This is a genomic window from Actinomadura miaoliensis (assembly GCF_039536785.1).
In the GTDB taxonomy this organism is placed as follows: Bacteria; Actinomycetota; Actinomycetes; order Streptosporangiales; family Streptosporangiaceae; genus Spirillospora; species Spirillospora miaoliensis.
Genome location: NZ_BAAAZG010000006.1, coordinates 243,356 through 263,043, shown reverse-complemented (window position 1 = coordinate 263,043; position 19,688 = coordinate 243,356). Strand labels below are relative to the sequence as shown.

Below are 19,688 nucleotides of genomic sequence, written 5' to 3'. Positions count from 1 at the left end.
ACGGCACGGCGTCCGGTGCCACCACGGCCGCGCCCCGCGAACGTCAGCGGTCGATGTTGGCCATGTACGTCTCGTCCGCCTGCGCTCCCGCGACGGCGCCGCGAGGCACGAGGATCTCCAGACGCTCGAACACCGCGTCGGGCAGGTCCAGATCGGCGGCGGCCGCGTTGGCCCGCACGTTGGCGACGCGGCGCGTGCCCGGGATCGGGAAGGCGCCCCGGCGCAGCAGCCAGGCCAGCGCGAGCTGGGCGGACGTGACGCCGTACTGGTCGGCCAGGGTCGCGACCGCGTCGGCGAGGGACACGTTGCGGCCGAGGTTGCCGCCCTGGAAACGCGGATTGCCGCGCCGCCAGTCGGCGCCGCCGAAGTCGGCGGCCGAGCGGACCGCGCCGCCGATCAGCCCGCGCCCCAGCGGGCTGTAGGCGACGAAGCCGACGCCCAGTTCGGCGCAGGCCGCCAGGATCTCGTCCTCCGGGTCCCGGCTGAACAGCGAGTACTCGGTCTGCACGGCGGTGATCGGGTGCACCGCGTGCGCACGGCGCAGCGTGCGCGCCGACACCTCCGACAGGCCGATGTGCCCGATCTTCCCGGCCGCGACCTGCTCGGCCAGCGCGCCCACGGTGTCCTCGATCGGCGTCGTGGGGTCCAGCCGGTGCAGGTAGTACAGGTCGACGTGGTCGGTGCCGAGCCGGGTCAGGCTGGCCTCCAGGGCCGTGCGGACGTGGCCGGGACGGCCCAGGCCGCGCACCAGGACGCCCCGCTCGTCCTGGTTCCCGCCGAACTTGGTGGCGAGCACGATCTCGTCACGGCGGCCGGCGAGCACCCGTCCGATGAGGCGCTCGCTGTGCCCGTCGCCGTAGATGTCGGCGGTGTCGATGAACGTGACGCCCGCGTCCACGGCGGCGGCCAGCGTCGCGGCGGCCTGGTCCTCGGTCACGTCCGCGTAGATGCCCGGGGCCAGCGTCATGGCCCCGAAGCCGATGACCGACACCTTCGGGCCTCGTTCTCCCAGGGTGCGATAGCGCACGCCGGATTCACCTCTCTCTGCGTCGTCCGGTGTCTCCAGCCTCGCCGCCGGGCGTCCGGCCAGCCAGTGTCCACCGGAGACCAGTACCGGCAGGACTAGCCTGGACGGCATGCCGACGCGTGAGATGGCCGAGTTCCTGCGCTCGCGGCGTGACCGGATCCGCCCGGAGACCGTGGGCCTGCCCGCCGGCGGCCGCAGGAGGGCGCCCGGACTGCGCCGCGCCGAGGTCGCCCAGCTGGCGGGCATCAGCCCGGACTACTACATGCGCCTGGAGCAGGGCCGGTCGGTGCGTCCCTCGCCGTCGGTGCTGGACGCGCTGGCGCGGGCGCTGCTGCTGAATCCCGACGAACGCGACCACCTCTACCGGCTGGCGAGGTCCGAGCCCGCCCCGCTGCGCCGGCACGAGGACGAACGGGTCGACCCGGGCGTCCTGCGGCTGCTGGAGCGGCTCGACCGCGTCCCGGCGTACGTGCTCAACGGCCGTCTCGACGTGCTGGCCTGGAACGCCATGTCCGCCGCGCTGGTCACCGACTTCGCCGCGATGCCCCGGCGCAACCTGATCTGGTTCGCGTTCTGCGACCCGCGGGCACGCTCGTTCTACGTCGAGTGGGAGCTGATGGCACGGCACGGCATCGCCCAGTTGCGCGCCGCGACGGGCCTGGACCCCGGCAACGCCGCCACCCGCGCCCTCGTCGAGGAGCTGACCGAGCGCAGCCCGGAGTTCCGCCGCTGGTGGGACCGGCAGGACGTGAAGGGACCGAGCATCGGACGCAAGGAGTTCCAGCATCCGCAGCTCGGACGGCTGTCCCTGGACTACGTCGGCATGCTGCTGCCGGGCACCGTCGACCAGCAACTCGTCACCTACACCGCCGCGGCGGGCAGTCCGTCCGAGGCCGCGCTGGACGAGCTGGCCGAGCGGGTCGCGATGCGCTGAGGCCCGTCAGCCGGCGACCTTGACGTCGGTGTGCTCGGCGGGCCAGCCCGCCACGGGCAGCACCCAGCGGTCGGCGTGCACCAGACGGGCGGGCAGGCCGACCGCGGTCAGCCAGCGGGCGGCGTCCACGCCGCGGGCGAGCGCCGCGGCCGCGGCGGCGTTCGCGTCCACGCAGGTGGCGGCGGCGACCGACACGGTGCGCCACGGGCGGCGCCGCGCGGGCCCGCCGATGTGCGCGACGGTGACGCCGTTCGGCAGGGTCCGGGTGGGCGTCGCCGGCGGACCGCAGGTCGACAGCCCGCCGCCGACGACGGTGACGTCCTGCCCCGGCGACGCGGCGCCCGGCCGGTCGGGCACCCGAACCTGCCAGCCGCCGTCCGGGGCGGGCCCCGCCATGGCGATGTCGTCCCCGAGGGCGACCAGCACTCCCGCGCCGGTCGCGGCGGCGGCCCGGGCGGCGCGGTCGGCGGCGAACGCCCTGGCGACCCTGTCCAGGTCCAGCGTGACGCCGCCGGGCATCCGGACCGTGTGAGCCTGCCGGTCGACGCGGATGGCACGCCAGCCGCCCGTGCGGGTCGGGTCCACCAGGCCGCCGGTCAGCTCGGCCACGCGCCGCGCCGCCAGCAGGATCTCCAGGAACAGCGAGGTGACGTGCACCGTCCTGCCGCGCGCGTCGTTCACCCTGGCCAGCTCGGAGCCGGGCCGGTGGGGGCCGCACGCGGCGTCGACCGCGTCCAGCACCCGCAGCGCCGCCTCCCGCGCGGGCACCAGCAGGCTCGGCTCGCCGACGACCAACGTGACCGATCCGTCCCCGTCACTCCATTTCCGCGGCATAACGCCCCCTTTTTGTCGTCCCCCGGTCGCCATCCTCATACAGGATCGCCACCGGTCATGAAAGGGCGCTTAATGCCGGCCTCAGCCGACCTGAGAAAACCGACCGCGACATCTCCCCCGCCGAAACGGCGGCAACACGCAACCCGGCCGCCACCTGCGATCTTCATCTGGCGGACACCCGGCGCACGCACCTGACCGCCGCCATCACGACCGAGCTAACCGGACCGATCGCCGCGCCCGCCCTTCAAGCGGGCGGCGGGGTGCTCGCACGTCGGCCAGGTTCTCGACGCGGCGCCACGATGAGCGGCCGGGTCACGGCGGACCCGCCGTCTTCCCTGACCATCGCTCAGGCATTGACACGGCCCGCCGCGCCGGGTTTCACTTCTCGAGCAATCCATGTGCATGATAGCTATGGTTATCAGGAGTGCTCAGATGATCAAGCGGAGAAGGCGGCGCGCGTCCGTACCGGCGATGGCGGCGGCGGTGGCCGTGGCGGTCGGCGGGCTCCAGCCGGCGGTCCACCTGGTCAGCCCGCTGGTGCGGGCCCCATCGGCGGGCGGGCCGGATTGCCGTGCGGAACGCTTCAAGCCACTGCGACTGCCCGGCGCGCGGATCACCGGTGTGCGCACCGCGCTCACCCGCGGGGGGCAGGCCCAGATCACCCCGCCGTCCGGGACGTCCGTGCCCGGCCGCGTGTTCTGCGAGGTCGAGATCGCGCTGACCCACGGCCGTGAGGGGACGCGGGGCCTGCCGGCCGACGACGTGCACGTCTGGGTCTGGCTGCCGAAGGACTGGAACGGCCGGCTCCAGGCCGTCGGCGGCGGCGGCACGAAGGCGACCTACGGCGCGCCGTCGATGGTCGCCGCGCTCCAGGCCGGCTACGCGGTCACCGCCAGCGACGCGGGCCTGTCCGTGCAGAACCCGCGGTCCGACATCTTCCTGACCGACGGCGAGTTCAACTGGCAGTTGTTCGAGAACTGGTCCTACCGCAGCGTGCACGAGAACGCCGTCCTCGCGAAGGACGTCGTGCGGCGGCACTACGGGAAGCCGGCCCGGTTCTCGTATTGGAACGGCTGCTCGAACGGGGGCCGCCAGGGGGTTGAGATGACCCAGCGGTTCCCCGACGACTTCGACGGGGTGCTGGCTGCGGCGCCGGCCATCTACGGGGCCGAACGGCTCAACATGACGATGTCCTGGCCGGGGTTCCTGCAGAACGACGCGTTCGGCGGCTTCATCCCGACATGCAAGATGGAGGCCATGTCCAAGGCCGTCGTCCGGGCGTGCGACGGTGCGGACGGAGTGGTCGACGGGCTCGTCGGCAATCCGGCGGCCTGCGACTACCGCAGGACGCTGGCCGGGCAGGTCGGCCGGTCGTTGCCCTGCGGCAAGATCACCGCACGTGAGGCCGAGGTGGCGACCAGGATCTTCCAGGGTCCGCGGACCGCGGCCGGACGGTTCATGTGGTACGGCTACACGCCGGGCACCGACCTGACCGGTGCGACCTTCGGCGCCTACGACGGCTGGCCGATCCGCAACTTCCTCAAGCACGACCCGGCCTACGACTGGCGGACGTCGAGCACCGACGAACTGATCAACGTCTTCGGCCCCATGTTCCGGAGCCGGCTGGACATCCTGTCCGGCTCGGATCCGGTACTGCTGCCGTTCGCGAACCGGGGCGGCAAGCTGCTGATGTGGCACGGGCTCGCCGACGGGGCGTTCCCCGCCGACCAGTCCGTGCACTACTACAAGGAGGTCGAACAGGTCTCCGGCGAGCGGACGGCCGACTTCTTCCGGCTGTTCCTGGCGCCGGGTGTCGACCACTGCGGCGGAGGCACCGGCCCCGTGCCCACGGACCCGTTCGGTGCCCTGGTCGCGTGGGTCGAGCGCGGCATCGCGCCGCAGACGCTGCCGGCCGCGCGCACCGACAGCGCCGGTGCGGTGGTCCGCGAGCGGGCACTGTGCCCGTACCCGCAGGTGCAGGTCTACCAGGGCGGCGATCCGGACCGTCCGCAGAGCTTCCGCTGCGGCGACTCATTCCCCAAAGCCCCAGGCCAAGGCACGTGACCGGCAGCATGGCCTGCACGGCTGCCATGCGGCCGACCACCGCCGTGACCGCCAAGGAACCCGCGCCGCGTGAGCCGCAACCCGCACCGGCGATCGCGAGCACGAACGCACGTCGCCTCTCGCGCTCTCCGCGGCTTTGCCCATCCTCATCAGCAGCACTTACCACGGGCAAAAAGCCGACGAAGAAGCATACGCGCGGACAACCGGCGGCGCCATGCACGGCGCCGCCGGCGCCTCGGTCGACCGGAATTCGCACTGGGTGACGACATTCACGCTGACACACTTATCTAGCCGAAACGACGAATCAGTCCCTCTGCACGGCAACATGCCTTTCGATGCTGATTCACGGCACGCCATGCCGGAGGGCATTACGGCGCATCCGGCCTAGCAGCGCCCCCGATGCGGACGCCACGAAGCCGAAAGCCAACGTAACGCGCAAGATCGACAAGACTCGGCTCTGATAGGCGCGGATGGCCGACGCACCTATCGCGACCTGCGTCTCCGTTCCTGATCACCGGTTCGGTTCATGCACGCTGCCCGACAAGATCATCGCCGACAGCGTGCTTGGAGACATCCCGTGGCGCCTGCGGGTCCGCTTCCTGAGCGCGACCGCGTCCCGCCTCCAAAACGGGACGTGGGTGGGGGCGGTCAGTGTAGGAGGGTGCCCAGGCGGGTGGCGGTGTCGGCTACCAGGCGGCCCACGGCGTCCTCGTCGGGGGCCTCGAACAGGGACAGGCCGATGCTGGTCTGCGGGTTGGCGCCGGGGACGACGGCGGAGATCCCGATGATGGACGCGGCGATCTCGCCGTAGGAGACGGCGAAGCCGCGGCGGCGGGCCAGGGCGACCTCCTCGCGTTCGCCGGGGACGGGCGGGCGCGCGGCGAGGATCGCCAGCCCGGCCGAGCCGCGGTCGATCGGGTCGACCTGGCCGGGACGGAACGCGACGTGCATCCGGGCACGGCGCGGTTCCACGATCATCAGCATCCGCACCCGGTCGTCGCTCTCCCGCACGACCAGGTGGGCGGTCGCGCCGGTGGCGTCGGTCAACTCCTCCAGCACGGGCCGGGCGAGGGTGCGCAGGTCCTGCTCGACCGGCTCGGCCAGGCGGACCAGGCCGGCGCCGAGCGAGATGCGCTTGAACCGGTCGCGGCGGCACAGGTGGTGGGCCTCCAGGGTCCGGACGAGCCGGTGCGCCACGGTGCGGTGGACGCCGACGGCCTCGGCGATCTCGGTGAGGGTCAGCCCGCGGGGATGGTCGGCGAGCAGTTCCAGGATCTGCAGCCCGTTGTGCAGCGTCTTGGACATCCCGGAATCGACCGCTGACATGGCACTCCTCTTGACGGCTGTGAAGGGGGTCACTTACCGTGTCCGCACATCGCACAACGCGTGCGATAATCGCACACATTACCGGACGGGGCGCCGCGACACCAGGGGCGGCCGGGAGGGTCAGGGTATGTCGCCGGATGACATCGCCACCGACACGCTGCTGGGCATCCAGCGGCTGTACGGGGCGCAGAGCCATCTGATCGACGAGGGCAGGGCGGCGGAGTGGGCGGCGACGTTCACCGCCGACGGCGAGTTCCGCTCGCCGTCCTATCCGGAGCCGGCGGCCGGCGCGCGGGAGCTGACGGCCTTCGCCGAACGCTTCCACGCCTCCGCCCGCGCCGCGGGACTGGTGACCCGCCATGTCCTCACGAACCTGTGGGTCGAGTCGGCCGACGACCACCGCGCCAGGGTCCGCGCCTACCTGCAGATCGTCAGCACCCCGGCGGGCGGCCCGTCCCGGCTGGAGCGGATGACCGTCGTCACCGACGACCTGGTGCGTGCCGGCGGCCGCTGGCTGGTCCGGCGCCGTACCGTCCACCGCGACGACGCCCCACCCGACGACGCGGGCGACGCACCGCGCGGCGGTCCCGGCCGGCGACAGCACGACGAGCACGAGGAGAACGCATGACCGAGCCGGTAGGCCGGGTCCAGACCGCCCCGATGACCGCGCGGTACCCCGAGTTCCCGGGCAAGGTGGCCGTGATCACCGGCGCCGCCCGCGGGATGGGGGCGCGGTTCGCCGCCGGGCTCGCGGCGCGCGGGGTGCACGTCGTCGGCGCCGACATCGACGAGGCGGCGATGGCGGCGACCGCCGAGCTGATCGGCAAGGAGATCGCCGGGGAGCCGGAGCCCGGCCGGGTCGTCGCCGCGCGGATCGACGTGACCAGGCCCGAGGACCACGAGACCGTGGCCCGGCTGGCCGTGGAACGTTTCGGCCGCCTGGACTTCTGGGTCAACAACGCGGGCGTCTTCCCGTACGCGGTGGCCGAGGAGATCCCGTCCGAGCAGATCGGCGCGACGCTGTCGGTCAACGTCGAGGGCGTCCTGTACGGCGCGCAGGCCGCGGCGCGGCACATGTCCCCCGGCGGCGCGATCGTCAACATGTCGTCGGTGTCGGCGGTGCGGGTGCGGCGGGGCCGCGCCGCGTACTGCGCGTCCAAGGCGGCGGTGGCGCACCTGACCGAGTCCCTGGCCGTGGAGTTCGGCGACAAGGGCATCCGTGTCAACGCGATCGCGCCGGGCTACATCGACACCGACATGACCCGCTGGGTGAAGGAGGACCCGGCCGCGCTGCGGCACGCGCTGGACTCGGTCCCGCTGCACCGGCTGGGCTCCCCCGAGGAGGTCGTCGGGCCGCTGCTGTTCCTGCTGTCCGACAGCGCCCGCTACGTGACCGGTCACAGCCTCGCGGTGGACGGCGGCTCCCGTCATGTCTGACGCCTCGTCCACCGAGACCGTGCGCTACCCGGCGGTCGTGCTGGTCACCGGCGCGGCGGGCGGCATGGGCGCCGGGCACGCCCGGGCGCTGGCGGCGCGGGGCGTGCACGTGTGCGTCGCCGACGTGGCCGACACCGCTCCGGTCGTCGCGCGGATCCGCGCGGAGGGCGGTTCGGCGAGCGGCCACACGCTGGACGTCGCCGACCCCGGCGCGTGGGCGCGGGTCGTGGCGGAGATCCGCGACGCGCGCGGCGAGCTGGGCGGCCTAGTCAACAACGCCGGGATCTCGCGGCGGCTGGAGTTCCTCGACACCTCCGACGAGGTGTGGGAGCGGGTCATGCGGGTCAACCTGTTCGGCCCGTTCTACGGGATGAAGGCCGTGGCGGGGCTGATGCGCGACTCGGGCGGGGGCTCGATCGTCAACATCTCGTCCATCGCCGGGCAGATCGGCTACTTCTCGCCCGCGTACTCCTCCAGCAAATGGGGCCTGACCGGGCTGTCGAAGTCGGCGGCCGGAGCCTTCGCCAAGTGGGGCATCCGCGTCAACTCCGTCCACCCCGGGCTGGTCGACACGCCGCTGCTGGACGGCGCGGACGCGTTCGTCGCCTCCGCCGTCGCCAGCGTCCCCGCGGGGCGGACGGCCCGTCCCGAGGAGGTCACCGACGTCGTGCTGCACCTGCTGTCGGACCGTTCCACCTACCTGACCGGCAGCGAGGTCACGGTGGACGGCGGCCTGACGTCCAACGGTCTCTATCACCGCATCGTCGCCGAGTCGGGAGGTGCCCGGGCATGAACTGGGATGTGATCGTCATCGGGGGCGGCGGCGCGGGGCTCGCCGCGGCGGCCTCGGCCGCCGAGAGCGGCGCGTCGGTGCTGCTGCTGGAGTCCGAGCTGGAACTCGGCGGCTCCACGCAGCTGTCGGCCGGGATGTTCACCGCCGCGGGGACCAGCGTGCAGGCCGCGCTCGGCGTCGACGACTCGCCCGAGCGCTTCTTCCAGCACTACATGGACCTCAACCAGTGGATGCTGAAGCCGGGGCTGGTCAGGGCGTTCTGCGAGCAGGCCGGGCCGACGCTGGAATGGCTGCTCGGGCTGGGCGTGGAGATCCCGGCCGTCGTGTCGCACAACGCGCACATGCCGGGGCTGTGCCAGGCCGGGGTCGAGGACGTCTGGCGCGGGCACGTCCCCAAGGACCAGGGGCTCGGGCTCGTCCAGGTGCTGGCCAGGGCGTGCCGGACGGGCGGCGTCGAGATCGTTCTCGGCACGCGCGTGGACCGCCTGCTGCACGAGGACGGCCGGGTCGTCGGAGCGGTGGCCGACGACGTGGAGGTGCGGGCGGGCGCGGTGGTGGTGGCCAGCGGCGGTTTCGCGCGCGACCCCGAGCTGCTGGACCGCTACTACCCGTCCGCGGGACGCGCCGGCGACGCGCTGTTCGTGGTGGCGGCGCCCGGCAGCCGCGGCGACCACCTGCGGTTCGGCGAGCAGGTCGGCGCGGCGGTGACCGGCCACGAGTGGGGGCTGATGCTGCCGACCGCCTACTTCCAGCGGCTGCACCACTGGCAGTCCGGCTTCCCGCCGCGCTCACGGGTGTACGTCAACGGGCACGGCCGCCGGTTCATGGACGAGGACGCCTCCTACGCCGTCTCGGGCGGGATCATCGAGGCCCAGGACGGCCCGGTGTGGGCGATCTTCGACGAGCGGGCCCGGCGCGGCCTGCCGCCCGGGTACGCGCACTGGACGCCGGAGCACGTGCTGGCCGAGGCGGAGGCGGACCGCACCGCGCGCGCCGCCACCCTGCCGGAGCTGGCCGAGACGATCGGCGTCCCGGCCGACGCCCTGGTCGCGACCGTCGAGCGGTGGAACGCCCAGCTGCCCCACGGCCGCGACGCCGACTTCCTGCGGCACCGCACGCTGGCGGCCAAGGGCGCCGACGGCCCGCTCGACCCGATCGGCGAGCCGCCGTTCTACGCCGTCCGCACGCTGCCCGCCGAGCTGGTGTGCACCCACGCCGGACTGGAGATCAACGCGTCCGCCCAGGTCCTGGACGTCCGCGGCGACGTCGTCCCCGGCCTGTACGCGGCGGGCGAGGCGGGCGCGGGCGTGCTGGGCCCGCGCTACGTCGGCGGCGGCAACGCCGTCGCCAACGCGCTGACGATGGGCCGCATCGCGGGCCTCGACGCCGCCCGGACCGCCGGAGCGTCCGCCGCCGCGGCCTCCGCGTAGCACGACTCCCCCGCTTCCACCGCCGCCCGCCCCGGCGGATCCGACACGGGCTCCCACCCCGAGAGTTCGAGGAGAACGAACCATGGCCCATCCGACCACCGCCCCCGCCGACGCCGACGTCGGCGCGCGCACCGTCCGCCGGGTGTCGGCACGCATCCTGCCGATCGTCGGGCTGCTGTACGTGTTCAACTACATGGACCGTGCCAACATCAGCTACGCCCAGCTCGGCATGGAGCACGAGCTGGCCATCACGGCGGCCGTCTTCGGCACCGCGGCGGCGATCTTCTTCCTGGCGTACGTGGTGTTCGAGATCCCCAGCAACATGATCATGAAGCGGGTCGGCGCCCGGCTGTGGCTGGCCCGCATCGCGATCAGCTGGGGTCTGGTCACCGTCGTGACCGGGTTCGTGCACGACGTCACCCAGCTCTACATCGCCCGGATCCTGCTGGGCGTCGCCGAGGCGGGACTGTTCCCGGGCCTGCTGCTCTACATGACGCTGTGGTTCCGCTCCGGGGAGCGGGGCCGGGCGATCGCCGCGCTCGCCCTGGCCCAGCCGATCGCGATGATCCTCGGCAGCCTCACCGGCGGCCTGATCCTGGACCACGTGCACTGGTTCGACATGAGCAGCTGGCGCTGGGTGTTCATCCTGCAGGGCCTGCCCGCGGTGGTCCTGGGCGTGATCGTGCTGTTCTACCTGCCGGACGTGCCGTCCCGCGCCCGCTTCCTCAGCCCCGCCGAGAAGAAGTGGCTGGACGACGAGATCGCCAAGGAGTACGTCCCCGAGGGCAAGACCGGGCCGCTGGAGGAGCTGCGCGTCGTCCGCGACCCGAAGGTGCTCTACCTGGCGGTGGCCAACTTCTTCGCCGCCTGCGGGCTGTACGGGTTCACCTTCTTCCTGCCGCAGATCGTCAAGCAGATGGACCCGTCGTACTCGGCGACCAACATCGGCTTCCTCGGCGCGATCCCGTTCCTGGTCGGCGCCGTCGGCATGCTGCTGGTGGCGCGCAACTCCGACCGGACGGGGGAACGGCGCGGGCACGTCATCGCGCTGATGCTGCTGGCCGCGCTGGGCCTGTTCGGGACGATCCAGTTCCGGCACTCCCCGGTGCTGGCCCTGACCTGCCTGTCGATGGTCGCGATCGGGGTGCTCGGCTACATGGCGCCGTACTGGGCGATGGCGGCCCGGCTGCTGTCCCGCGAGCACACCGCGGTCGGGCTCGCGGCCATCAACTCCATCGCGGCGCTCGGCGGGTTCTTCGGCCCGTACGTGATCGGCAAGAACGCCACCACGGACAACGTCACGATCGGCCTCTACTTCCCGATCGCCTGCCTGCTGATCTGCGCCGTCATGCTGACGTTCCTGCGCGTCCCCCGAACGGCCTCCGGGAGCCGGCCGGTGAACGAGCGAACGTGACCGCCGCCCCGCTCCGGCCCCGCAGCCCATAACCGCACCCATCCAGCGACAGGGCGTCGCCGCCCGCACCGACCGGGCGCGAGCGACGACGCCCTCCGCACTTTCCGCCCAGCCCGAGCAACGCTCAAAGCTGACGGCGTCCCGGCAATGCCGGCTCTCGCCTGACCGTGGACAGGGCTCGATGCGCCCGGGCCCGCATGGCGATCGCATGTGTAGAACTCACCCTTCGGGTAGGGGTAAAGCCAGACCCCAAGGAAGGAAAAGGACAGATGCGACGCATCAGTGCCGCACTTCAGGCCATCATCGCCACGGTCATCAACGTCATCACGCTGCCGTTCAGGGTCATCGCGCGGCTGCTGACGCCCTCACGGGGGCGTCCGGCCTCGGCGGGCCGCCGGAGCACCCGGCGGAGGGCGGCCTGACGTCCCGGCCCGCGTTCGCCGCGCGGGCCGCACGCGACGCGACACAGCCTGACATGTCCCGGCCGGTGATCGGCCGAGAACCCGCCAGTGGCCGGGGGCACCCGCGAAGCCCCCGGCCACTGGCCTGCGGTGACCCCCGACGCCCCGCCGCAGCCACGGTGCTCGGTGAGCCGGTGTCCCGAGAGTCCCGGTTCGCCTGAAGCGGTTCCGGGTAGGGCCGCGCACAGAGCAGCCGCGCAAACACGGGGGACACCGCCATGACCAGGCACGGGGAGGCAGGCACGGTCTCCGATCCGGTCCCGCCGCAGGATCTGTCCGGCATCGTGGGACACCGTTTCATCTACACGTACGCCAACGGCTGGCAGTACGAGATGTACGTCAAGAACGCCACGGTCATCGACTACCGGATCCACAGCGGGATGGTGGGCGGCCGTTGGGTCAAGGACCAACAGGTCGACCTGGTCCAGCTTGACGAGGACAGCTACAAGGTCTCCTGGACCGAGCCCACCGGAACCTCCGTCAGCGTCAACGTCCTTCCGCGCAGCCGCCGCCTGCACGGCGTGATCTTCTTTCCGCACTGGGTGATGGAGCACCCCGAGCAGACCGTGCCGTTCCAGAACGACCACCTGGACGAGATGCACGCCCTGAGGGACGCCGGCCCCACCTACCCGATCCACGTCGTTCCGGAGTTCGCGAAGATCAGCCTCTTCGAGCGGGTCGGCGAGAACGACGAGACGGTCATCTCCACCGCCCCCGCCGACCTGCCCGCCGATTTCCCCGCCCGCACGAACTGACCGGGTCCCGCCAGGGCGGGTGCATGGCTGGGAACCGCATGAGCGTGGGTGACTGGTGGCGGTAGGCGCTTGGTGCGCCGGCGCGAGCTGCTCCTTACCGCCATGCGTGTTCCTCGGAGGGCCCGTCCGGATGGAAACTCGGCGCGGAGGTTGCCATGGGGAAGCACGGTAAGCCGGTGGACTGCGCGCTCTGCAACGGCAAGGGCAAGGTTCTGGTCAGCAAGAACGGCAGTGAGGAGCAAGAGGAGCGGACCTGTTCGCGCTGCAATGGGACCGGGCAGACTTGAGGTCATGACAGACAGGCTCGAATGTCCTGACTGCGGGGGAACGGGTGAGGCGCGTATCGGTGCACTGGTGATGCAGTGCGAGTTCTGCTGCGGGGCCGGATATGTCGGGGACGACAATGAGCCTGCGGAGGAGCATCCGCCGGGGCCGCCGTCGCCTGTCTGGGGGCAGGTAGGGGCGGATGCTCTGCCGGGGTGCCCGTTCTGTTTGGGACGGGGCGTGGTGATCAGTTTGGGGTCCGAACGACCGGCGAAAGTGATGGTCGAAGTGCCCTGTGCGGCGTGTTCTGGTAAGGGACGGGACACGTCGTGAGCGGGGCGGAGTAGCCGGCCTGCGTTGGGCTTGAATCCGGGCGCGTGGCGCGAGTACTGGGCCCGCGACATCTACGTGGGACGCAGCCGCGCCTGACGCTGGTCCCCGCCGTTTCCGTGATGTTCGCCTTGCCGGTGTCGGACGGCGACCGCGGCGTCGGGCGCGGTGGACACCCTCTCCGCCGTGAAGGTCGCCATCGTGACGGAGTCGTTCCCGCCCCGGGTCGACGGGGTGGCCAACTCGGTCGTCCGTGTCGTCGAGCAGCTCACCGCCCGCGGCCATGACGTTCTCGTGATCGCGCCGGGCGGTCCCGGGGACGCCGTGGGGCTCGGGCCGAGCGGCCCCGGCGGGGTGCCGGTCGAGCTGGTGCACGGCGTGTCCCTGCCGTTCTACCGGTCGTTCCACGTGGGGTTGCCCACCCGCCGCGTCACCGTCGCCCTGCGCGATTTCCGGCCCGACGTGGTCCATCTCGCCTCGCCGCTGGTGCTGGGCCTGTCCGGGCTGGCCGCCGCGCGCCGCCTCGGCATCCCGGCCGTCGCGGTGTTCCAGACCGACGTCGCCGGGTTCGCCCGCTGCTACGGGGTGCGCGGCGCCGATCCGCTCATCTGGTGGTGGCTGCGCCGCCTGCACCGCCGGGCCGACCGTACGCTCGCGCCGTCCACTCCGGTGCTGGCCGAACTGGAGCGCCGTGGGGTGCCGCGGCTGGCGTTCTGGGGACGGGGCGTGGACCGGCGCCGTTTCCACCCCGGCCACCGGTCGCCGCAACTGCGCGCCCGGCTCGCCCCAGACGGCGAGGTCGTCGTCGGGTACGTGGGACGCCTGGCGATGGAGAAACGCCCCGCTCTCCTGGCACGGATCGCCGACCTGCCCGGAATGAGACTGGTGGTCGTCGGGGACGGTCCCGAACGCGAACGCCTGGAGCGCCTGCTGCCCGACGCCACGTTCACCGGTTTCCGCACCGGGGCGGAACTGTCGGAGCTGGTCGCCTCCCTGGACGTGTTCGTCCACACCGGTGCGGACGAGACGTTCTGCCAGGCGATCCAGGAGGCGCTGGCGTCGGGTGTGCCGGTGGTGGCGCCCGCGTCGGGCGGTCCCGTCGATCTCGTCCGGCCCGGTGTCAACGGGCTCCTGTACGCACCCGGAGACGCGGGGCAGTTGCGCGCTTCGGTGTCCGCTCTGGTGGAGCACGCCACGTTGCGGCACTGGATGAGCGAGCGTGCCGTGGAGTCCGTGCGGGGACGCGACTGGGAGTCGGTGTGCGACGAGCTGATCCGCCACTACCGCGAGATCGCGGGAATCGCCGCCCCCGACACGCCACCGGGCCGTCAGGACGCCAGGGCGCGGCAGACAGAGGACGCCGTGTGATGGGCGAGTCCACGTTCCCCTTCGTCGTCTCGGTACACGACGCGGCGCCCGTGACGGCGGAGGCCGTCCAGCAGTGGCTGGACGACCTGGACGAGCGCGGCGTGCCGTCCACCGTGCTCGTCATACCGGGCTCCTACGGCGGCGGCCCCGCCCTACCGGACGCGCCAGACCTGGTGCGGTTCCTGCACAAGGCGGCCGTGCACGGACACGAGCTGTCCCTGCATGGACTGGAACACCGGGACGTGCCCGGAGGGCCGCCTTGGCGTCGAACGGTGAACCGGGTGCTGGCCAGAGGCGCGGGCGAGTTCTGGTCACTGTCAGAGGCACAGGCGCGTGCCCGGCTGCGTACGGGGCTGGACATCCTCACCGACGCCGACATCGGAGTGGTCGGGTTCACCCCGCCCGGTTGGCTGGCCTCCCCTGGCACGCGGCGCGCACTGGCCGCCCTGGGGTTCACCTACTGGACGAGCCAGCTGGGCGTGCACTGCCTCCCGGGCGGGCCCTCACGGCGCATGCCCGCGCTGTCCCATCGCCCCGGCGGGGCGGGCGAGCAGGCCGGTGCGCACCTGATGACGAGGGCCGCACGTGCCTTCGCCCGGGTACGCATGCCGTTCCGCATCGCCCTGCATCCGGCGGACCTGTCCAGGCCGGGCCTACGGGAGGCCGCACTCGACGCCATCGACACCGCACTCGCCGCAGGTGGCCGTGCCGTCACCTACGAGACGTTGGTGACCGCGTGAGGGTCGTGCAACTGGCCAACCTCTACAGCCCGGTGTCCGGTGGCCTGCGCACGGCCGTCGACATGTTGGGGAGCGGGTACGTCGCGGCGGGGCACGAGCGTGCGCTCGTCGTCCCGGGCCGTACGTACACGCGGCGGGAGACGGAGGCGGGGCTGGTCGTCACGGTGCCGGGGCCGTCGGTCGCCCCCGGGTACCGGCTCGTCCTGGATCCGCGTCCGGTGCTGCGCGTGCTGGGCACCCTGCGTCCGGACGTCATCGAGGTGTCCGACAAGGCGACGCTCACCGTGGCGGCGCGGTGGGCGCGACGCAACGACGTCCGTACCGTGCTGTTCTCCCACGAACGCTTGGACACGATCCTGCGCGCCCGTATCCCCGCCTGGTTCCCCTTGGAAACGCTGACGGACCGGTGGAACCGCCACCTGGCGACCGCGTTCGACGCCGTGGTGGTCACCTCCGCGTACGCGGCGGCGGAGTTCGCCCGGGTGGGGGCGTCCCGCCTGCACCGCGTGCCGCTGGGCGTCGACCTGGAGACGTTCCGCCCTGCCGGGGCGACGCCCGGCGGCTCCCTACGGCTGGTGCATCTCGGCCGTCTCTCCAAGGAGAAACGACCGGACGTCTCGTTGCGGGCGTTGGCCGAGTTGCGGCGCCGGGGCGTCCACGTCCATCTCGACGTGGTGGGCAGCGGCCCGATGTACGCCGCGCTGCGTGAATACGCGACGCGCCGGGGGCTGCCGGTCACGTTCCATGGGCAGGTGCGGGGGCGAGCCGACGTCGCGCGCCTGCTTGCCCAGGCGGACGTGTCGCTCGCCCCCTGCCCAGTGGAATCCTTCGGGTTGGCCGTGCTGGAATCCCTTGCCTGCGGCACGCCCGTGGTGGCGGCCGACAGGGGCGCCGCGCACGAGCTGCTGGCCCCGGGCGCCGGTGTCACGGCCGCGTCCACGCCCGCGGCCTTCGCCGACGCCGTCCTGGAGCTGGCGCGCCTGCCCTCCGACCAGCGTCGCAAGGCGGCCCGTGCCCGCGCCGAGTCCTACCCGTGGTCAGCCACCGTCACCGGCATGCTGGACGTCCTCACCGGCCCGTGGTGAAGCCCGGTCAGTCGGCCACGAACACGTCCCGGGCCGGTGCGAAGCCGACGCCGCGCACGGTGTCGGCGCCGGGCCCCCGCCGCTCGCGCTGCCGGCGGATCACGTAGGTGCCCGGCGCGATGCCGCTGCCGCCGTGCTCGGGATGGATCAGGTACGCCGGTGCGGTCGCCCGCAACGCGCCGACGGCGAGGCGGTCACCGTCGGTGAGCTGGGTGGTCCACTGGCAGGTGCGGGGGTCGGCGACGAGCGTGTGCGGGTTGCCGCCCGCCACGCCGCGGACGATTTCCACCCCGGCCTCGGGCACCCACCGCCACTCGGCGGCCGCCCGGATCGTCACCTGCGGCAGCATCGCCAGCGGAACGACGATCAGGTCCCCCTGGGCCTGCAGCCCGTCGATGACCGGGATCGTCACCTCCCGCTCCAGATGGTCGAGGACGTCCAGCCCGGTGCGCCGGGTCAGGTCGGCGAGGGTGGTGGCATGGGTCATGGCAGGAGTCATGGCAGAGTTCATGCGGATCACTTCCTGAGGTGAGGAGTCGGGTTCAGGTGCGGCGGGCCAGCCGGGCGTACTGCGCCCCCGTCAGGCCGTAGGACCAGCCGACCGCCGCGACCGGGTCGTCGATGCCGGCCGGGACGCCCAGCCCGTACCGGCGGCGGTGCCCGTCGCGTTCGACCGAGCCGTTGACGGCGAGCAGCACCCGCGTCGTCCCGCCGAAGCCCCAGGGCACGTCGTAGAGCTGGAGGTCACAGCCCGGATTGCCGGGGTCGGCGGTCTCGGCGACCAGGCGCAGCCCGGCCTGTTCGATGTAGGCGTCCCAGCCGATGTGTTCGATGGCGCTGCGGCGCACCTCGACGTTGTTCTCCCGGTGGATGCGCTCGACGGTCGGGTCGGTGACGACCCAGGACGGGACGAGCGTGCCGTGCCAGGAGTACACGCCCCATCCGTCGCGGAACCGTACGGCCGGGCCGTCCTCGCAGTGCAGCCGCCGCTGCCCGTGGAGACCGCCGGGCAGCGGCTCGGTGCGCACGGTGGCGGGCCGTTCGGACACCACGCACACGTCCTCGCCCGACCACCACCAGCCGCACGACCGCGCGACGGCGGCCCACACGTCGAGGTGCCGCTCCTGGACGGCCCCCATGCGCAGCGCCCCGACGCGCAGCCGCACGTCGATGTCCGCGATCCAGTGCGCGTCATGCTGCCCGTACCAGGTGCGCCCGGCGATGTCCGGGGCGTCCAGTTCGGTGCGCAACGGAGTGGCGAGCTGGTCCCGCAGGGTGTAACCGAGCGACTTTTCCACGACCTCGTCGAGCACGTGTGCCAGCGGCCACCCCGCCTCCAGGGCCTCCTGTGGCGTCATCGCCGCAGGAGTCCACCCCATGCCGGGGGCCCACATCAGCCTGTCGATCCGTCGCCCCAGGTTCCGGAGCGCGGACATCTCGGTGGCCAGCCGGGAGAAGAACGGCCAGTCCGCGCCCCGCGGGGGCGCCGACACACCCCGCAGCCGCAGGGGCCGGCGCTGGTCGTCGGGCAGCCGGGCGAGGCCGGCACGCGGCGAGTCCACCCAGACGAAACGGGGCGGACGCTGGCCGGCCAGCCGGTACAGCTCGGTGATGGCCGCCTCAGCGGCGGCCCTGTCGGCCGGGTCCACGGACAGTCCGTGCCCCAGCCACTCGTCTCGGATCTCGATGGCCCGGCGCAACCGCTCGCTGGCGATCTTCGTTGCGCGCGGGGTGGTCCGGCCCGTCATAGGGCGGCGGCGGAGCCCGCCTTTCTTTCGATCATGCGCCCGATGGTGCCAGCGGGCCCCGGCGCCGCGCAAGACGTTTGGGCGTCAGTCACCCGTCCCGCAGACGACGTCGCGGCCGGGCAACCGGCCGGTGAGCAGGTAGTCGTTCACCTTGTCGTCGACGCAGCGGTCGCCGTAACCCGACTGGTAGGGCGCGTGGACGTTGGCCTTCAACGTGATCAGCCGGGAGCCGTTGAGCGCCTCGTGCAGGCTGACGGTGTCGCGGTAGATCGTCCGGGTGTCGCCGGTGGCGCCGACGAGCAGCGCGGGAAGTTCGACCGCCGCCTCGGTCAGCGGCTCGCGCGGGGCCCACGCCCAGAACGCGCACGGGTTGGTGTTGGCGCCCAGCCCGCCGAACACGGGGTGGCGCTTGAGGTCCTTGCGCACGTCCCGCCAGTAGACCTGCGGGTCGCGCGGCGCCGCCGCGTCACCGCAGATGATCGCGCTCTGCGCGCTGCCGTACCGCGACTCGTCGCCTCTCAGCTGGAACACCAGGTCGTCCTTGAGCGCCCCGGTCGCCTCCACCGGGGTGCCGCCGGCGGCCTTCTTCAGCTGGACGACCGCGTCGGTGAACTCGGCGCGGCCCTCGTCCCGGTCCCTGTCGATCAGGTCGAACAGGGTGACCGGGACGATCGTGTCGTCCACCCCGGGCAGTCCCACGATCGGCAGCGGCCGTTCGGCCGCGGACTCGATGATCCGCCGCACGGTGCCGAGCACCTCGTCCTGGGTCGCGCCGAGGTGGTAGGTGTCGTCGCGGCGCGCCGCCCAGCCCGCCCAGTCGCGCAGTGCCGCCTCGTTGGCGGGCTCGGTGCCGTGGATGAGGCGGGGGCTCCAGCGTTCCGGGTCCACGGCGCTGTCCAGGAGCACCCGGTCGAGGCGGCCGGGGAACATCGCGGCGTAGACGGCTCCCAGGTAGGTGCCATAGGACCCGCCGTTGTAGGAGACCTTCCGTTCGCCCAGGGCGCCGCGCACGACGTCCATGTCCCGGGCGATGTTGCGGGTGCTGATGTGCGGCAGCGTGTCCGGATGCGCGCGTGCGCACCGCCGCGCCAGATCCCGGGCGAACGCGACGCCCCGGTCGAACGAACGCCGGTCGAGCCCGGACGACCGGATCCACGTACTGGCCGGCCAGCCGCAGTCCACCGGCGCGCTGCGGCCGATCGACCGCGGGTCCATCCCCACCAGGTCGAACCGGGGCCCCGCCTCCTTCATCAGGTCCCGCATGTACGGCGGCATGTCGATCGCCGGTCCGGGCCCGCCCCCGTTGAGGATCATCGTGCCGATCCGGTGACGGGGGTCGCTCGCCCGCAACCGCGAGATCGCGATCTTGATGGTGCGTCCCTCCGGCCGCGCGTAGTCCAGCGGCACGGTGACGTCCGCGCAGCGCGCCCCCGCCGCGTCCAGTTGCCTGCCCACCTCGTCGTCCGGGCCCAGCGTGCAGTTCTTCCAGTGCAGACGCTGCTGGTAGAAACGCCCGAGCTCGTCTTCGCCCGTGTCCGCGTCGGCGACACCGGCAGTCCCCGCCGCCAACACGGCGACGGCGACTGCGACGCACCTCCGCAAATGGCGGCGCCCAATGTTCTTCATGCGGCGAAGCTATTCACGCCCCGCCATTTCTGACATTGACGCCCCCACCCCT

18 protein-coding genes are annotated in these 19,688 nt (G+C 72.6%); 12 read left to right on the top strand and 6 right to left on the bottom strand.

The window, feature by feature from the left end; translation table 11 throughout:
* Positions 1-43 precede the first annotated feature (43 nt).
* Positions 44-1,027 (bottom strand): aldo/keto reductase, encoded by a 984-nt coding sequence (locus ABD811_RS08460; RefSeq protein WP_344943402.1) that lies wholly within the window; start codon positions 1,025-1,027, stop codon positions 44-46.
* 109 nt (positions 1,028-1,136) lie between these two features.
* Between ABD811_RS08460 and ABD811_RS08455 the strand changes: the two genes are divergently transcribed.
* Positions 1,137-1,961: a helix-turn-helix transcriptional regulator gene (locus ABD811_RS08455; RefSeq protein ID WP_344943399.1), complete on the top strand. Its 825-nt coding sequence runs from the start codon at positions 1,137-1,139 to the stop codon at positions 1,959-1,961.
* A 6-nt stretch (positions 1,962-1,967) separates the two neighbouring features.
* Here the strand turns inward: ABD811_RS08455 and ABD811_RS08450 are convergent, their stop codons facing one another.
* Positions 1,968-2,795, bottom strand: a complete 828-nt coding sequence (locus ABD811_RS08450) for an FAD:protein FMN transferase (protein ID WP_344943396.1) — start codon at positions 2,793-2,795, stop codon at positions 1,968-1,970.
* A 432-nt stretch (positions 2,796-3,227) separates the two neighbouring features.
* Between ABD811_RS08450 and ABD811_RS08445 the strand changes: the two genes are divergently transcribed.
* Positions 3,228-4,859 carry a tannase/feruloyl esterase family alpha/beta hydrolase gene (locus tag ABD811_RS08445; protein ID WP_344943393.1) on the top strand — a complete coding sequence of 544 codons (1,632 nt, stop codon included), beginning with the start codon at positions 3,228-3,230 and terminating at the stop codon, positions 4,857-4,859.
* A 648-nt stretch (positions 4,860-5,507) separates the two neighbouring features.
* Here ABD811_RS08445 and ABD811_RS08440 read toward each other — a convergent pair.
* Complete coding sequence (locus tag ABD811_RS08440) at positions 5,508-6,185, bottom strand: IclR family transcriptional regulator (protein ID WP_344943390.1); 678 nt, start codon at positions 6,183-6,185, stop codon at positions 5,508-5,510.
* 127 nt (positions 6,186-6,312) lie between these two features.
* On the opposite strand from ABD811_RS08440, the gene ABD811_RS08435 reads away from it, so the two are divergent.
* From ABD811_RS08435 to ABD811_RS08390, 10 genes are all read left to right on the top strand, one after another.
* The gene (locus ABD811_RS08435) at positions 6,313-6,813 is read left to right on the top strand and encodes a nuclear transport factor 2 family protein (RefSeq protein WP_344943387.1); all 501 of its coding nucleotides are present in this window, start codon (positions 6,313-6,315) and stop codon (positions 6,811-6,813) included.
* Positions 6,810-7,622 (top strand): SDR family NAD(P)-dependent oxidoreductase, encoded by an 813-nt coding sequence (locus tag ABD811_RS08430; RefSeq protein WP_344943384.1) that lies wholly within the window; start codon positions 6,810-6,812, stop codon positions 7,620-7,622. Before ABD811_RS08435 ends, ABD811_RS08430 begins: the two co-directional genes overlap by 4 nt.
* Positions 7,615-8,415 (top strand): SDR family NAD(P)-dependent oxidoreductase, encoded by an 801-nt coding sequence (locus ABD811_RS08425; RefSeq protein ID WP_344943381.1) that lies wholly within the window; start codon positions 7,615-7,617, stop codon positions 8,413-8,415. Before ABD811_RS08430 ends, ABD811_RS08425 begins: the two co-directional genes overlap by 8 nt.
* Positions 8,412-9,845, top strand: a complete 1,434-nt coding sequence (locus ABD811_RS08420; protein ID WP_344943378.1) for an FAD-dependent oxidoreductase — start codon at positions 8,412-8,414, stop codon at positions 9,843-9,845. Before ABD811_RS08425 ends, ABD811_RS08420 begins: the two co-directional genes overlap by 4 nt.
* An 82-nt stretch (positions 9,846-9,927) precedes the next feature.
* Complete coding sequence (locus tag ABD811_RS08415; RefSeq protein WP_344943375.1) at positions 9,928-11,259, top strand: MFS transporter; 1,332 nt, start codon at positions 9,928-9,930, stop codon at positions 11,257-11,259.
* Between the two features lie 269 nt (positions 11,260-11,528).
* Entirely contained in the window at positions 11,529-11,681 is a 153-nt protein-coding gene (locus ABD811_RS08410) for an LPFR motif small protein (RefSeq protein ID WP_344943372.1), read from the top strand.
* Between the two features lie 257 nt (positions 11,682-11,938).
* Positions 11,939-12,475 (top strand): phenolic acid decarboxylase, encoded by a 537-nt coding sequence (locus ABD811_RS08405; protein ID WP_344943370.1) that lies wholly within the window; start codon positions 11,939-11,941, stop codon positions 12,473-12,475.
* A gap of 780 nt (positions 12,476-13,255) precedes the next feature.
* Positions 13,256-14,437: a glycosyltransferase family 4 protein gene (locus ABD811_RS08400; protein ID WP_344943367.1), complete on the top strand. Its 1,182-nt coding sequence runs from the start codon at positions 13,256-13,258 to the stop codon at positions 14,435-14,437.
* Positions 14,437-15,177: a DUF2334 domain-containing protein gene (locus ABD811_RS08395; RefSeq protein ID WP_344943364.1), complete on the top strand. Its 741-nt coding sequence runs from the start codon at positions 14,437-14,439 to the stop codon at positions 15,175-15,177. The genes ABD811_RS08400 and ABD811_RS08395 overlap by 1 nt, the downstream gene beginning before the upstream one ends.
* Positions 15,174-16,262, top strand: a complete 1,089-nt coding sequence (locus ABD811_RS08390; protein ID WP_344943361.1) for a glycosyltransferase — start codon at positions 15,174-15,176, stop codon at positions 16,260-16,262. Before ABD811_RS08395 ends, ABD811_RS08390 begins: the two co-directional genes overlap by 4 nt.
* A gap of 7 nt (positions 16,263-16,269) precedes the next feature.
* Here ABD811_RS08390 and ABD811_RS08385 read toward each other — a convergent pair whose 3' ends face one another.
* The 3 genes from ABD811_RS08385 to ABD811_RS08375 form a co-directional block, all read right to left on the bottom strand.
* On the bottom strand, positions 16,270-16,749 hold the full coding sequence (locus tag ABD811_RS08385) for a hypothetical protein (protein WP_344943358.1): 480 nt from the start codon (positions 16,747-16,749) through the stop codon (positions 16,270-16,272).
* A gap of 55 nt (positions 16,750-16,804) precedes the next feature.
* Positions 16,805-18,010, bottom strand: a complete 1,206-nt coding sequence (locus ABD811_RS08380; protein ID WP_344943355.1) for a DUF6745 domain-containing protein — start codon at positions 18,008-18,010, stop codon at positions 16,805-16,807.
* Positions 18,011-18,094: 84 nt separating this feature from the next.
* On the bottom strand, positions 18,095-19,582 hold the full coding sequence (locus ABD811_RS08375; RefSeq protein ID WP_425549382.1) for an alpha/beta fold hydrolase: 1,488 nt from the start codon (positions 19,580-19,582) through the stop codon (positions 18,095-18,097).
* Between the last annotated feature and the right edge of the window lie 106 nt (positions 19,583-19,688).